At 71.1% G+C, this 14,571-nt stretch carries 12 protein-coding genes and 1 pseudogene; 5 read left to right on the top strand and 8 right to left on the bottom strand.

Annotation, left to right across the window (positions count from 1 at the left end; genetic code table 11):
• Positions 1 to 69: 69 nt before the first annotated feature.
• Positions 70 to 2,454 (bottom strand): bifunctional diguanylate cyclase/phosphodiesterase, encoded by a 2,385-nt coding sequence (locus AB0O15_RS07050; protein ID WP_364315121.1) that lies wholly within the window; start codon positions 2,452 to 2,454, stop codon positions 70 to 72.
• Between the two features lie 113 nt (positions 2,455 to 2,567).
• Between AB0O15_RS07050 and ilvD the strand changes: the two genes are divergently transcribed.
• Positions 2,568 to 4,415: a dihydroxy-acid dehydratase gene (ilvD, locus tag AB0O15_RS07045; protein ID WP_364315118.1), complete on the top strand. Its 1,848-nt coding sequence runs from the start codon at positions 2,568 to 2,570 to the stop codon at positions 4,413 to 4,415.
• Positions 4,416 to 4,632: 217 nt separating this feature from the next.
• Here ilvD and AB0O15_RS07040 read toward each other — a convergent pair whose 3' ends face one another.
• Both AB0O15_RS07040 and AB0O15_RS07035 read right to left on the bottom strand, forming a co-directional pair.
• Entirely contained in the window at positions 4,633 to 5,343 is a 711-nt protein-coding gene (locus AB0O15_RS07040) for a cation transporter (RefSeq protein ID WP_364315115.1), read from the bottom strand.
• Positions 5,340 to 5,714 (bottom strand): metalloregulator ArsR/SmtB family transcription factor, encoded by a 375-nt coding sequence (locus tag AB0O15_RS07035; RefSeq protein ID WP_364315112.1) that lies wholly within the window; start codon positions 5,712 to 5,714, stop codon positions 5,340 to 5,342. Before AB0O15_RS07035 ends, AB0O15_RS07040 begins: the two co-directional genes overlap by 4 nt.
• A gap of 153 nt (positions 5,715 to 5,867) precedes the next feature.
• Here AB0O15_RS07035 and AB0O15_RS07030 point away from each other — a divergent pair, with 153 nt between their 5' ends.
• Together AB0O15_RS07030 and AB0O15_RS07025 are read left to right on the top strand one after the other, a co-directional pair.
• Complete coding sequence (locus AB0O15_RS07030; protein ID WP_364315109.1) at positions 5,868 to 6,329, top strand: hypothetical protein; 462 nt, start codon at positions 5,868 to 5,870, stop codon at positions 6,327 to 6,329.
• A gap of 43 nt (positions 6,330 to 6,372) precedes the next feature.
• Positions 6,373 to 7,077 carry a DUF305 domain-containing protein gene (locus tag AB0O15_RS07025; RefSeq protein ID WP_364315106.1) on the top strand — a complete coding sequence of 235 codons (705 nt, stop codon included), beginning with the start codon at positions 6,373 to 6,375 and terminating at the stop codon, positions 7,075 to 7,077.
• 63 nt (positions 7,078 to 7,140) lie between these two features.
• Here the strand turns inward: AB0O15_RS07025 and AB0O15_RS07020 are convergent, their stop codons facing one another.
• The 3 genes from AB0O15_RS07020 to AB0O15_RS07010 form a co-directional block, all read right to left on the bottom strand.
• Entirely contained in the window at positions 7,141 to 7,620 is a 480-nt protein-coding gene (locus AB0O15_RS07020) for a DUF4396 domain-containing protein (protein WP_364315103.1), read from the bottom strand.
• Positions 7,621 to 7,699: 79 nt separating this feature from the next.
• The gene (locus AB0O15_RS07015; RefSeq protein ID WP_364315101.1) at positions 7,700 to 8,170 is read right to left on the bottom strand and encodes a DUF2269 domain-containing protein; all 471 of its coding nucleotides are present in this window, start codon (positions 8,168 to 8,170) and stop codon (positions 7,700 to 7,702) included.
• Positions 8,171 to 8,208: 38 nt separating this feature from the next.
• Positions 8,209 to 8,355, bottom strand: a complete 147-nt coding sequence (locus tag AB0O15_RS07010; protein ID WP_364315098.1) for a hypothetical protein — start codon at positions 8,353 to 8,355, stop codon at positions 8,209 to 8,211.
• Between the two features lie 106 nt (positions 8,356 to 8,461).
• Here AB0O15_RS07010 and AB0O15_RS07005 point away from each other — a divergent pair, with 106 nt between their 5' ends.
• Positions 8,462 to 9,061, top strand: coding sequence for a TetR/AcrR family transcriptional regulator (locus AB0O15_RS07005; protein WP_364315096.1), 600 nt, complete (start codon positions 8,462 to 8,464; stop codon positions 9,059 to 9,061).
• Positions 9,062 to 9,215: 154 nt separating this feature from the next.
• Here the strand turns inward: AB0O15_RS07005 and AB0O15_RS07000 are convergent.
• Positions 9,216 to 10,300 (bottom strand): annotated as a pseudogene (locus AB0O15_RS07000) (Tn3 family transposase); the annotation flags it as partial.
• A gap of 471 nt (positions 10,301 to 10,771) precedes the next feature.
• Here AB0O15_RS07000 and AB0O15_RS06995 point away from each other — a divergent pair.
• Positions 10,772 to 11,788 (top strand): LacI family DNA-binding transcriptional regulator, encoded by a 1,017-nt coding sequence (locus tag AB0O15_RS06995; protein WP_364315094.1) that lies wholly within the window; start codon positions 10,772 to 10,774, stop codon positions 11,786 to 11,788.
• A 7-nt stretch (positions 11,789 to 11,795) separates the two neighbouring features.
• On the opposite strand, the gene AB0O15_RS06990 is transcribed toward AB0O15_RS06995, so the two are convergent.
• A complete protein-coding gene (locus AB0O15_RS06990; RefSeq protein ID WP_364315091.1) occupies positions 11,796 to 14,390 on the bottom strand; it encodes an EAL domain-containing protein in 2,595 nt (864 codons plus the stop codon).
• Between the last annotated feature and the right edge of the window lie 181 nt (positions 14,391 to 14,571).

The following is a 14,571-nucleotide window of genomic DNA, read 5'->3' as shown; positions in this document are numbered from 1 at the left end:
GCGCACTGACTACCTCAACTGGCGAGTCAGCGCGCTCAACTAAGTACTCGGATGGACCGGCACATGTGGCTAACCCTGCCCCATCTCACGCGATGAGTCAACTGATCCCACATTCTGATCACCCTCCTGGGGAGGGGCGTCCTGATCGGCCGGGAGAAGGGCTCTGAGCTGCCGCATTCCCGGCCCGAGCATGATCACCTGGCTGCGTGCGGTGGCGCCCGGCGGTGGCGCGGGGCGGGGTGCGGGGGCCGGTTTCGGCGCTATCGGCGTACGCAGATTGAGCAGTTGGGCCTCGAGGTGTTCGGCCGGCACGCCCCAGCCGAACAGCGAGCCCTGACCCAGCCGGCAGCCGGCCTCCTCGACCAGCACCCGCTGGGCCGGCGTCTGGATGCCCTCGGCGAGCACCTCCAGGCCGAGCCGGTGCCCGAGCCGCACCACCACGTCGACCAGCGGCGCGGCCGTCCCGGTGCGCGACTCGGGCTCGTTCACCAGCCGCTGGTCGATCTTCAGGATGTCCACCGGCAGGGTGCGCAGCTGGCCCAGCGACGAATAGCCGGCGCCGAAGTCGTCCAGCGCGATCCGCACGCCGGTGGCCCGCAGCTCGCCCAGCCGCCGGACCAGCTCGTCCAGGTCGGTGGCGACCGCGTGCTCGGTCACCTCGAGCACCAGCCGCTGGGCCGGCACGTTCAGCTCGCTCAGCGCGTCGGCCACCCGGCCCGGGTAGTCGGCCGCGTGCAGCTCCTTGGGCGACAGGTTGACCGAGACCCAGACGTCATGCCCCTTGGCCAGCCACTCGGACAGCTGCCGGCAGGCCTGCCGCAGCACCCAGAGGCCGATCCGGTTGATCAGGCCGGACTCCTCGGCCACCGGGATGAACTCGTCCGGGCGGACGTTGCCGAGCGTCGGGTGGTGCCAGCGCAGCAGGGCCTCGGCGCCCACCGGGCGCATCGACGGCAGCGCCACCACCGGCTGGAAGACCAGCCGGAGCTGGTCCCGGTCGATGGCGTGGCGCAGCTCGTTCTCCAGGGTGCTGCGGCGGCGGAGCAGCTCGTCGTACCGGACCTCGTACCGCTCGACCCGGTTCTTGCCCCGCTGCTTGGCGTAGCGCAGCGCCAGGTCGGCGTCGCGCATCAGCTCATTGGTGTCGTCCGGCGCCGGGTGTCCCGCCACGCCCACGCTCGCCGACAGGAAGACCGAGCCGCCGTCCACCTCGTACGGCTCGCCGAGCACCGCGAGCAGCCGCTTGGCCGCGAGCATGGCCTCGTCCGGGGTGGCGTGCATGAGCACCGCGAACTCGTCGCCGCCCAGCCGCGCCGGCACGTCCCCGGCCAGCAGGTTGCGCCGCAGCCGCTCGCCCACCTCGACCAGCACCGCGTCGCCGACGTCGTGGCCGCGCATGTCGTTGACGTTCTTGAAGCCGTCCAGGTCGATGCCGACCAGGAACTTGACGCGACCGTCCGGGTGGGGCTCGCGCAGCGCCCGGACCAGGCCCCGGCGGTTGGCCAGCCCGGTCAGCGGGTCGGTGTGCGCCAGCTCGCGGTAGTGCTCCTCGCTCTCGCTGAGCCGCAGCGTCCAGCGCCGGACGTCGGTGAGCGCGAGGTATTGCCGGGTGACCAGCAGCAGGATCATCACGCTGGCCGAGGTGAGGCCGGCCAGATCGATCGAGCCGCCCCGGGCCACGTGGTAGAAGCAGGCCGCCACGGTGGCCACGACCGGCACGAAGGCGAACGCGGTGCCGCGCTGGGTCACGTCGCCGACCACGTGCACCGGGCGGTTGACCAGGAGCACCGCCCGGGCCACGACGACCAGGCCGGCCGGGAGCAGCAGGGCGCCGGTCAGCATCGGGACGGTCGAGTGGCCGCAGATGCCGCTGGACAGCAGGAGCGCGGCCACCGCCACCAGGCTGACCCCGATCGAGACGCGCACCGTGCCCACCCGGGGCCGGTACGCGTGCAACGCCAGGACCGCGGTCAGCCCGACGGCCAGCGCGGCCACCGCCGCCGGCAGCAGCAGCGCCAGGCAGGCGGTCGGGGTGTGCGCGCCGAGCAGGTTCGTCGGGTGGGCCAGCAGGACCCAGCCGACGAACCACAGCGCGGCCGCGGCGATGCCGGCGTCGGCCAGGTTGCGCAGCAGGGTGCCCCGGCGCTGGGCCGAGCCCGGCAGCAGCAGGGTGCCGGCCAGCAGGGTGATCGTGCCGAGGGCCATCGCGACGGCGATCGCGGAGGCGAGCGCCACCCGGTTGCCCTGCGCCTGGTCGTGCGGGGAGCTGATCGCGGTCAGCAGGCCGGCCAGCGCGGCCGCCGAGACGATCGTCCCGCCGGCGGCCAGCACCTGGTGGGCGCGCCGGGCCCCGCCGGTGTGCTTGCGCCCGGACCGTGCCAGCAGGGCGACGGCCGGGACCGCGACCAACAGGCCCGCCAGCCCGGCCAGCTCCACGCCGGACGGTGAGTGCACGGGAACACTGTGCCGGATCTTCGACCGTTTGGGGAGTGTGACGTTTTTGCGAACGGCGTCCCGTGCTGTGGACCACAGCTCCGTCCCCGGGCCGCCGGTGGCAGACTGTAGGAATGCCTGAACTGCGCTCCCGGACCTCGACCCACGGTCGGACGATGGCCGGCGCGCGCGCCCTGTGGCGCGCCACCGGCATGACCGACGACGATTTCGGCAAGCCGATCGTGGCCATTGCCAACAGCTTCACCCAGTTCGTACCGGGGCATGTCCACCTCAAGGACCTCGGCGGCCTGGTCGCCGACTCGATCGCCGAGGCGGGCGGGGTCGGGCGCGAGTTCAACACCATCGCCGTCGACGACGGCATCGCGATGGGCCACGGCGGCATGCTCTATTCGCTGCCCAGCCGTGAGCTGATCGCCGACGCGGTGGAATACATGGTCAACGCGCATTGCGCCGACGCCCTGGTCTGCATCTCGAACTGCGACAAGATCACCCCCGGCATGCTGATCGCGGCCCTGCGGCTCAACATCCCCACGGTCTTCGTCTCCGGCGGCCCGATGGAGGCCGGCAAGACGGTGGCCATCGAGGGCGTCGTGCACGAGAAACTCGACCTGGTCGACGCGATGAGCGCCAGCGCCAACGAGAACGTGACCGACGCCCAGCTCGACACCATCGAGCGCTCGGCCTGCCCGACCTGCGGTTCCTGCTCCGGCATGTTCACCGCCAACTCGATGAACTGCCTCACCGAGGCGATCGGCCTGGCCCTGCCCGGCAACGGGTCGACGCTGGCCACGCATGCCGCCCGCAAGGCGCTGTTCGAGAAGGCCGGCGCGCTGATCGTCGACATCGCCAAGCAGTACTACGAGAACGACGACGAGTCGGTGCTGCCCCGGGCCATCGCCTCCCGCGAGGCGTTCGAGAACGCGGTCGCCCTCGACGTGGCCATGGGCGGCTCCACCAACACGGTGCTCCACCTGCTGGCCGCCGCCCGCGAGGCCGAACTCGACTTCCAGGTGTCGGACATCGACGAGATCTCCCGCCGCGTGCCGTGTTTGTCCAAGGTCGCGCCGAACAGCCCGAAGTACCACATGGAGGATGTGCACCGGGCCGGCGGCATCCCCGCGCTGCTCGGCGAACTGAACCGCGGCGGGGCACTACGCACCAATGTGCGCTCCGTGCACTCCCCCGACCTCTCGTCCTGGCTCGACGCGTGGGACATCCGCAGCGGCCACGCCTCCGACGAGGCGCTCGAGCTCTTCCACGCGGCCCCCGGCGGCGTCCGCACCACCCAGCCCTTCTCCACCGAGAACCGCTGGGCCACCCTCGACACCGACGCGGTCGAGGGCTGCATCCGCTCGGTCGACCACGCCTACACCGCCGACGGCGGCCTGGCCATCCTCTTCGGCAACCTGGCCCCCGAGGGCTGCGTGGTGAAGACCGCCGGCGTCGCCGAGGAACTGTGGAAGTTCACCGGCCCCGCCCGCGTCTACGAAAGCCAGGACGACGCCGTCGCCGGCATCCTCGGCAAGCAGGTCGTCGAGGGCGACGTGGTGGTCATCCGCTACGAGGGCCCGCGCGGCGGCCCCGGCATGCAGGAAATGCTCTACCCCACCTCGTTCCTGAAGGGCCGCGGCCTCGGCAAGGCCTGCGCGTTGATCACCGACGGCCGCTTCTCCGGCGGCACGTCCGGCCTGTCGATCGGCCACGTCTCCCCCGAGGCGGCGTCCGGCGGGCTGATCGCCCTGGTCGAAACCGGCGACGAGATCACCATCGACATCCCCGGCCGCAACATCACCCTGAACGTCTCCGACGAAGACCTGGCGGCGCGGCGGACGGCACAGGAGTCGCGGCCGCGGCCGTTCTCGCCGGTCGACCGGCAGCGGCCGGTGTCGGCGGCCCTGCGCGCCTACGCGTCGATGGCGACCAGCGCCAGCGACGGGGCCTACCGCAAGGTTCCTGAGTAAGTCGTCGTCGTCTCTGGTCCGGACCCGGGTTGTCGCTCTTGGCGGCCCGGGTCCGGCTTTTTCTGGCTACGCGCCTGGGGTGGCTGCTTCGAGATGGCGGGTTGCCGCGGGGGCAGTTCGCAGTTTCCTGTGATTCCGGCCTGTGGGATGCGGGTCATGCTGGTGGCGGGGAGTGTGGCCGTCAGCTCGGCGCTGCGGCCGTTGGTGGCCAGGTGGGTCAGCTCGTTGTGGTGCAGCAGGTGTCGGTGCAGCCGGGCGCGCATCCGCATCCGTCGGCTTCGCCATCGGTGGCAGGCGGGGCGCAGTCGTCGCATTGTTCGCCGCGCCATGCCTCGATGCCTTCGCGGACGGCGACGGCGGCGATGATCAGCGCGGCGATCGGGTCTGCCCACCACCAGCCGAGGGTGGCGTTGAGGAGCAGCCCGGCCAGCACGATCACCGAGAGGTAGGTGCACAGCATGGTCTGCATGGAGTCGGCGACCACGGTGGCCGACCCGAGTTCGCGGCCGGTGCGCCGCTTGACCCAGATCAGCAGTGGCATGACCACGACGGAGGCAGCGGCGATGCCGATGCCGACCGGTGACGTCTCGGCCCGCTCAGCGCTGAGCAGTGAGCGCGCGGCGTCGACGGTGACCCAGGCGGCCAGGGCGAAGAACGACACGGCGATCAGCCGCAGCGCCAGCCGCTCGCGGTTCTCGGGTACCCGAGAGCGGAACTGCCAGATCACGACCAGTGCGCTAGACACTTCGACGAAGGAGTCCAGGCCGAAGCCGAGCAGTGCGACCGACGACGCGGCCGCGCCGGCGGTCACGGCGATGACGCCTTCGAGCATGTTGTAGCCGGCGGTCGTGTAGGCGAGGTGCAGGCTGCGCCGGTTGAGCTGGGCCCGCCGTGCTGGGGTCGGCGCTGTGCGGGTCGGGGCGCTCACCGGGTCACCGCGGTGGTGTCGGTGCCGTAGGCCGGGCACAGGGCGACAGCGGCGCCGGTCGCGGTGAGCACGCCCTCGGCCGCAGCGAGCAGGTCCATCAGTTCCGGGCGGGTCAGCGCGTAGAACGACTGGCGGCCTTCGGTGCGGTAGTCGACCAGGCCACAGTCACGCAGGCAGGCCAGGTGCTTGGAGACGGTGGACTGTGCCAGCCCCAGCTCGCCGGTCAGGTCGACCACCCGGGCCTCACCGGCGGCGAGACGGGCTACGATCCGCAGCCTGGTCTCGTCGGCCAGCGAGCGGAACAGCGCGACTGCCGGCGTCATCCCGGCCGCGGCCGCCGCGGTCACGCACCCATCCTGATTCATCGCCATGAAGCGATGTTAGCCCGATCAGGCGATTATTCAAGTCGGTCGAGGGTCGATGACCGTTGCCCTCGGTGTTCCACTTCCTTGGAAGTGGAACGGGCGCGGTGTCGCCGTCCTGGGGCAGTCGGCTTGCCCGGTGGGGCCGGTACCGTGGTTGCCGTGACAGGCGAGCCGACGGTTGTCGCCGGGCGGGTGGCCCGGTGGGTGCTGCTGGCGTGCACGTTGTTCGGCCTGGCGGCGATGCACACTCTCGGCCACGCCGGGATGCGCATGCACGAGCACGCCAGTCACGGCCCGGCCACGCTGACGGTGGCACCGGCCGTGATGATGGGCGATACGGCTCTGGCCGCGGCGGCGGCCGGCGCGGTCGACGACTGCCCTGGTTGCCCGCATGCGGCCGGTTCTGCCGGCGGTCACGGCGGTATGGGCGGCTGGGGCGTCTGCCTGGCGGTGCTGTCCGGCCTGGCGATGCTGGTGCTGTTGGCCGTGCTGCTGCTGGCCCGCTCGCGCGCCGGCGGCGCGCGTGTCCGCTCGTCCGGATCTCGGCTTCGGGTACCGCGCGGCCCGCCTCCGCGCCGTGCCGGTCTGACGCTCGCCGCGGTGTCGGTGCTGCGCATCTAGAACCGCGTGGCGCGCACGGCCGGCTCCGTTCCGGGGCTGGGGTGTGGCGCCGAGGTTTGCCCGCGCACGTTCACCGATACCGAAAGGCTTCTTTGTTGTGTTGATACGTTTTTCTGCGCTGCGCTGCGCCCTGATTGGCGGCGCGGCGGTGTCCGCCGCCCTGGTGTTGTCGGCCTGCGGCGGCACCGACTCGTCCAGCTCCGGGATGGATCACGGGTCGGGTATGGCCACCACCGAACCGGCCGCGTCGGCCAGCGCGGACACGGTGTTCAACGACGCCGACGTGATGTTCGCCCAGATGATGATCGAGCACCACCGGCAGGCCATCGAGATGGCGTCGCTGGCCGACACCCGCGCCGCCAGCACCGACGTCAAGGCCCTCGCTACGAAGATCAAACAGGCGCAGCAGCCTGAGATCGACACCATGACCGGGTGGCTGACCGCGTGGGACAAGCCGGCTCCCATGCCGAGCATGAGTGGCGGCATGGACATGGGCAGCATGAGCCACGGCCCGATGCCGGGCGCGATGACGGACGCCGACATGAGCAAGCTCATGGATGCCAAGGGCGCCGCGTTCGACAAGCAGTTCCTGACCATGATGATCGCCCACCATCAGGGCGCGGTCACGATGGCCAAGCAGGAGTCCACGCAGGGCAGCAGCCCGGACGCCAAGGCCCTGGCCGACAAGATCGTCACCGATCAGCAGGCGGAGATCACCCAGATGCAGGACTTGCTGAAGAAGGTGTAGGAACGCGACGCGGCGGCCGCACCCCCGCTCGGGGTGCGGCCGCCGCCGCGTACCAGGTGCCGGTCAGTGGGCGTGGTGGTACTGGTGCACCACGGCGTGGCCCTTGCCCCGGCTGATCATCCACCGGTTCACCGGGGTGGTCAGCAGGAACGCCACGACCAGTGAACCCGCCAGCGACGCCCAGAACAACACGCTGGTCAGTCCCGCGTTCATCGCACCGGGCACCGCGACGATGACCGCGTTGTCCAGCAGTTCCATCACCGCGATCGACACGGTATCGGCGGCCAGGGCGACCGTCAGCGCGATGCGGAAACTGACGCCGGCGCGCAGCACACCGCGCATGGTCAGGCCGTAGCCGAAGACGAACGCCAGGGCGATCGACAGCACGACCGTGGCGGCGTTGTGCAGCCCCAGCGCGGTACCGATGACCATGCCGAGCACCTCGCCGATCGCGCAGCCGGTGAGGCAGTGCAGCGTCGCCTGCGCGGCGGCGGCCCAGGTGGTCGATGACGCGGTGGTCGGATGGTGGTGTGCGTGGTCCATGACGGCCTCCTTCTCGCCACCGAACATACCCCCCTAGGGTATATAAGGGAAGGGTGTCGGAGGCCACGGCGCCGCCCGGCTAGGCCGCGGTGCCGGCAGGCGTCCGCGCTCCGGTCGCCCACGCGGTGGTACCGCGTGGTTTGTAGATCGACAGCACCAGCGCGACGAGCAGCAGCACGATCGCGCCGGCGGCATGGACCACCGGTGACGGGTTACGCAGCTGGGCCGCCCCGGCGGCCGGGTCGCGGGCGGTGTCGGCGAGCACCGCAAGGGTCTGCGTGTACAGCAGCAGGATGCCGGTGGCGAACACGTTCATCCCCAGCTTGATCAGCACCCAGTAGTGCCGCAGCAGCCCCCAGTGCGTGCCGAGCGACTGCACCAGTCCGGTGGCCAGGCTCGCGACGCTGAACGGGATCAGTGTCCACCAGCCCAACGGCTCCAACAGCAGGTACGCGCCTCGGACCACTTGCACGTCGGAGGCAGCCAGCCCGAGCACGCCCACCGCCAACGACACGGCGACCGCGCCGAGCCATCCCACCGACGCCCCCACGTGCAGCACCAACGCGAACCGACGCGCCGCAGGGCCGATCACCTCGACCTCACCGCGTCGGCAGCCGGCGTCGGCAGCGCGTGATGCCCGTGCCGCCCCGGCCCGTGCCCGGCCAGCAGCATCACCGCCACCAGCGCGACCAGCACCAGCCCTGCGATGACGAAACCCTTCACCCACCGTGGCACCACGGCCTCCTTCACATCGGAACAACGCTCACCCACTTTTGCAATACACAATGTCTTGTTACAAGACACGATGTCTATAGCCAGGGCGTTGTGTATCGTGGGCGGAGTGCCGAGGCTGTGGAGCACGACGATCGACGAGCACCGCCGTACGGTGCACGCCGCGATCCTCGACGCCGCGGCCGCGCTGGTCACCGAGCAGGGCCTGGCCGCGGTCACGATGTCGCAGATCGCGGCGCACGCCGGGATCGGCCGGGCGACGCTCTACAAGTACTTCCCGGACGTCGAGGCCATCGTCGTGGCCTGGCACGAGCGGCTGGTCGAGCAACATCTGACCCAACTCACCCATGCCGCGGCAATCGATACCGCACCGGCCGAGCGGCTCCGGCTGGTCCTGACCACCCTCGCGGAGCTGTCCGGCGGCCGGCACCAACCCGGCACGGCCGGGCACGGCCCGGACCTCGCCGTCCCGCTGCACCGCGCCGAGCACCTCCGCCAGGCCCGGCACCACCTGCACAAGCTGCTCACTGGCGTCGTGCAGGCCGCCGTCGATGCGGGCACGGTCCGCGGCGACGTTCCCGCCGGTGAACTCGCCGCGTTCTGCCAGCATGCCCTCGGCGCCGCCGCCGCCGGGCCGCTCACCCGCCCCGCCCGCGACCGGCTCGTCGAACTCACCCTCGCTGCACTGCACCCGCCGCGACCGGCGTGACCTGCCCCCGCCTCCCCGCAACGCGTACCTGCCGCGTCAGCTGATCACCGTGGGATCGCTCAGCCGCAGCGGCCGGTAGCCGTCGGTGTGGAGCTGGGCCAGCTCCCCGTCGATGTCGACGGAGTGGGTGCCGTAGAAGTGCACGTTCTCGTCGCTCGAACACGGGAAGGTCCGTCTCGTTGCCCAACAACCCATCGAGGACGTAGTGCGACTCCGGCGCCGTCGCGACCATGACCTTCGTGTCGAACGTGGAGTGCTGGTCCGAGACGTGGGTGTACGTGGAGACGCCCTGCCCGCGGGCGAAGTACCGCGACAGGTGCCGCGCGGTGATGGACTTGCCCTTGACCGGGAACCGCTGCCCGTCCGACGCCGACAGAGTGCCGGAGCCGAACGCCCTCGTGAGCGGGAGTCGGTGGTGGTAGTTGACCACCGCGGCGTTCGCCGCCTCCCGGGTCTCAGGCGGGAAGTACCACTCCGCGGTCCAAGCCAGCACGTCGTACGGCACACCGCGCCCGCGGCAGCATCCCGGCCAGCTCAGCACGCAACGCATCGGCCTCCGCGGGCACCCGCCGGGACCTTGCGGGTGCCGGTCGCGTACAGCCCGGTCAGCATGCTCACCGCCTGCAGCAACTGCTCGGTACTCGGCCCGCCAGCGAACTGGACCGCCGCGAGCACCGCCGGGGCGAACTGCCGCAGGTACGACATCGACGCGTCCAGCATGCTCAACTGGCCGTGATCACGCGGCAGCCGCTCACGGCGTTCCGCCCACGCCGCGCGCATCCGGTCCATGCCAATGCCGGTACGCAACACGGCACCGATCTGCTCGTCACCGATCCCGGTGTCGAGCACGATGGTCAGGATCTCGTCCAGCAACGCCTGCCGGTTCTCCCACCCTTGGCCCGCTCGGCCAAAGCCTCGGCGACCTTCTGCTTCGCCGCCGCTCCCCGGCCGCTGATCGTCTGGTCGAACAGCTCACCCATCGCAATCCCGAGCCGTTGCGACAACCGGCCCACCACGGCGTCCGGCGCCGTTGCCACCTCATCGGGTACGAACCCGAGCCACATCAGTGTGCACAGCTGGACCGCCACGCCCAGCACGTTGCGACCAGTACGGAATGACGCACGAACGCCTCGTCCGCCCCGGTCAACGTGAAGTACCGGATCAACTCCGCCCGGTTGATCTCCGGGAAACCCCGAGCCGCGCGAGTTCATCGGCCGAGAACAAATCCTGAGTCGCCACGAACCCATCACCTGAGCATCGACCGTCACCAAACGGACGGCGCGCTAAGGGCCAGGACAGAGCTTGATCAACCCTCAGTTCTTACCGTTGTTTTTTGGTCTGAAAACTACGGACTGGCCTGGTAGGCCGGGACGGTGTCGGGGTGCGGGAAAGCGCGCCGCTGGGAATGGTTGTGACCCGCCGCCGGCGCCCCGGGCGCGCCCCCCAGCTCGCCCGTGCCCCCACAGGCATTGGGACGCCCGGCGGCGGATCTCTGCCCCGACAGCGAATCGGGGTGACTTACTGAACCGCGTAAGTAGGAGTGACCGTATGGGGCGACCCGGCGAGTGTCAATAGTGGAGGCGTGTCACGATTAAGCCAGGATCGCCTCGGTGCGAGTTAGGGTGTCGGCGGTTGCTTAACCGGTCAAGTGATCACTGGCTGTCGGGTAACTTGTGCAGCCGGGTAGCGTGAGTGCGTCGGGGAGGGTGAGTGAAGCGGCCGACTATTGCGGACATCGCTGAGCGCGCGGGCGTGTCCAAGGGCGCGGTGTCTTATGCGCTCAACGGTCAGCCTGGGGTCTCCGCGGCGACCCGGGAGCGGATCATCGCGATCGCCCGGGAGATCGGCTTCAATCCGAACAGCGCGGCTCGGGCCCTGTCGGGGGCGCGGGCGGCCGCGGTCGGGCTGACGCTCAGCCGGCCCGCCCGGATTCTCAGTGTCGAGCCGTTCTTCATGGGGCTGATCAGCGGGTTCGAGGCCGAGCTGGCGTCCCGGTCGTACGCGTTGACGCTCCAGCTGGTCGATTCCCCGGAGCAAGAGGTCGAGGTCTACCGCCGCTGGTGGGGCGAGCGGCGGGTCGACGGGGTCTTCGTCAGCGACCTGCGCGACGACGATCCGCGGATCCCCGTACTCCAGGAATTGCAGTTGCCCGCGGTGGTGATCGGCGGGCCGGGCGACACCGGGTCGATCAGCCAGGTGTGGTCGGACGACGCGGGGGCGGTGGCCGAGGCGGTGCGCTATCTGGCGGCGCTCGGACATCGGCGGATCGCCCGGGTCAGCGGCATGCCGGAACTGATGCACACGCGGGCGCGGGGCCGGGCGTTCGACGACATCTGCCGGTCGCTGGGCTTCGAGTCGGCGGTGACGGTGCCGGCCGACTACACCGGTGAGGAGGGCGGGCGGGCCACCCGCTCGCTGCTGATGGAGCCCGAGCGGCCGACCGCGGTGATCTACGACAACGACGTGATGGCGGTGGCGGGCCTGGCCGTGGCCCAGGAGATGGGCCTGCGCGTGCCGGCCGACCTGTCGATCGTGGCCTGGGACGACTCGCCGCTGTGCCGCCTGGTGCATCCGGCGCTGACCGCGCTGAGCCGGGACATCGCCACCTATGGCGCCCGGGCCGCCCGGCAGCTCCTCGACGCCATCTCCGGCCAGGAGGTGCACCACGTCGAAGCGGCCCAGGCGCGACTGACCCCACGCGGCAGCACCGCACCCCCAGCCGGATAGACAAGACTCAGGGCTGAGCGGCCCGGTGCGTGTCGAGGTACGCCTCGATGCGCTCGGCCGGCGCGGGACGGGCCAGCGCGAACCCCTGGCCGTAGAGGCAGCCGGCCTCGCGGGCCCGGGTGATCTCGTCGTCGGTCTCCAGCCCCTTGGCGACGATCTCCAGCCCGAGGCGCTTGCCCAGGCTGACCACGACGCCCAGGACGGCCGCGCTGTTCGCCTCGGTCGGCGTGTTGACCAGGACCCGGTCGAGTTTCAGCACGTCGACCGGGAGGCGCCGGAGGTGGGACAGGGAGGCCTGGCCGGCGCCGAAGTCGTCCAGCGCCGCGCGTACGCCAAGCCGGCGAAGCCCGGCCAGAGCCGCCACGATCGCCGGCACGTCCTCGGCGATCCACGTCTCGGCCACCTCGACCACCAGCCTCTCCGGCGGCAGCTGATGGCGGAGGAGGATCTTCTCGACCCGCGAGGTGAAGCCGGTCAGCAGTTCCTTGGGCGAGACGTTGACCGACAGCCAGAAGTCGCTGTCCCCGCCGGCCCAGTTGACGAGCTGGTGGCAGGCGGTGTCGAGGACCCATTCGTCGAGGTCGGCGGCGATGCCCACGGCGCGGGCGATCGGCAGCAGCTCGGCCGGCATGATCGTGCCCAGCTTGGGGTGCCGCCAGCGCAGCAGCGCCTCGACGCCGACCGGCTGCCGGTCCTTCAGGCTCACCACGGGCTGGTAGACGAGGTCGAGCTCGCCGTTGTCGGCCGCGTCGAGCAGTTGCTGTTCCAGATCCATCCGCCGGTGCAGCTGGATCTCGACGTCGGTGTCGTACCACTCGACCCGGTCGCGGCCGAGCTGGCGGGCACGGCTGCGGGCCAGGTCGGCGTGGCGCATCACCTCGTCGGAGTCCTTGCCGCCGGCCAGCTCGGCCAGGCCGACGCTGGTGTGCAGCTCGACGATCACGCCGGGCAGCTGGTAGGGCTCCATCAGCAGGGTCACGATGCGGGTGGCCAGGGCGTACGCGAGCACCGCGCCGTCCGCGGTCAGCACCGCGAACTCGTCGCCACCGAGCCGCGCGGCCATGTCCTCGTCGCCGAGCAGGCCGCGGATCCGGCGGCCGACCTCGATCAGCACCGCGTCGCCGGTCGCCCGGCCCTTGGAGTCGTTGATCTCGGCCAGCCCGTGCAGGTCGATCACCAGCAGCGTGCCCTGTTGTCCCGGGCGGCGGCGGTACTCCAGCAGGTCACGCATCAGCGCGCGGCGGTTGGCCAGGCCGGTGAGCTGGTCGGTGTACGACATCCGGTGCAGCTTGCGTTCCAGCCGGCGTCGCTCGCCGACGTCTCGCACGTGCACGACCAGCGCCGCGACCTCGGGCACCGACCGCTGGTCGGACACGGTGGACTCGGTGTCCCGCCAGACCTGCTGGCCGTCCTTGAGGCGCGCGGTGATCAGGGCGGGCGGGCCGTCCTCGTGTTCGCCCTCGAGCACCGAGCTGATCACCTGGTGGGCCTCGGCCACGTCGTCGGGGTGGATGAGCTGCCGGAAGTTGCGGCCGACGACCTCGTCCTCGGCCAGCCCGAACAGCCGGGCCGCGGCCGGCGACTGCCAGGTCACCACCAGGTCGGCGTTGAGCACCAGGGTCAGGTCGGTGGCCCCGGCGACCAGCGAGCGGAAGTGCGCTTCCTTGGTCTTGAGCCGGCCCGCGTACCGCCGGATGTCGCGGACCACGAGCAGCTCGCGGAGGCTGAGGATGCCGACCATGGTGAGACCGAGCCCGATCGCCACCCGGTCGAACTCGCCGACCGTGACCAGGTGGATGACCGCGGCCACGACACCGATCGCGGCGGGCACGGCCAGCAGCGGGTAGCCGGTCAGGTACTGGTCGGGTTCGCGGGACTCGGCGTACTCCAGCGGGGTGGGGCTGCGCCGGGTGCCGCCGTACGCGGTCAGCGCGAGCCCGGCCACCACCGGCAGGGCGAACAGCGGCACCAGCGGCCCGAGGTGTCCGAAGCTGAGCAGGTTGGCGATGACGCACATGCCGATCTGGGCCACGACCGCCCCGCTGCCGCAGATCAGGATCGCCCGGCGGTACGGCTTCGCCCGCACCACCGACACGGCCACGATCGCCACGCCGGCCGCCGAGCACAGGGTCGATCCCAGTTCGGTCGGCGTCGAGTCGTTCATCGGGGTGATCAGCCAGGCCGCGAAGGCGAGGCTGATGCCCAGCCCGACCCCGTCGAACGCCCGCCGCAACCGCACGGCCAGGGAGGCCGACGCCCCGGGCAGCAGCATCGCGCCCAGGATGAAGAACAGCGCGCTCAGGCCCTGACCGATCGTGATGATCAGCGTCTGCCGGCCGCTGACCACCAGCGGCGTGGCCGCGGTGAGCCCGGCGCAGACCGCGCCCAGCGCGACGAACCCGGCGCCCCGGCATTCGGCGAACACGCCGCCGGAGGCGCGGTGGATGACGAAGGCCGACCAGCCCAGCACGCCGAACGCCCACAGTGCGGGGACGCCGACGCCGACGGCCAGCGCGGGCAGCGGCGGCACCAGTCCAGCGACGCCCGCCAGCAGCACGAGCGCGGCGGCGCCCGGCACGGCGTAGAAGCGGGTCGATGGCACGTCGGTGGTTCTCCACACGGTCGAAGGGGCCCGCATCGGCTAACGCGGATCCCCCGATCAGGTTACGGGTCGGTCATCACCCCTGGCATGAACGGATCGTCGGGTATGGACGGGCGACGGTCAAACGTGAGACGTCGGTCTTACCCCGTCGGGGGCAAATCCTGACCGAAACGGCCAGGTG

It is taken from the genome of Actinoplanes sp. NPDC089786, from assembly GCF_040684855.1.
Taxonomy (GTDB): Bacteria; Actinomycetota; Actinomycetes; order Mycobacteriales; family Micromonosporaceae; genus Actinoplanes.
The sequence above is the reverse complement of the archived record's forward strand: the minus strand, read 5'-3'. Positions and strand labels throughout refer to the sequence as shown.

Bases quoted from the DNA above. Each gene is read 5' to 3' on its own strand.
- AB0O15_RS07035 (WP_364315112.1), bottom strand. From the start codon at position 5,714: ATGGCGATGAATCAGGATGGGTGCGTGACCGCGGCGGCCGCGGCCGGG.
- ilvD (WP_364315118.1), top strand. From the start codon at position 2,568: ATGCCTGAACTGCGCTCCCGGACCTCGACCCACGGTCGGACGATGGCC.
- AB0O15_RS07020 (WP_364315103.1), bottom strand. From the start codon at position 7,620: ATGGACCACGCACACCACCATCCGACCACCGCGTCATCGACCACCTGG.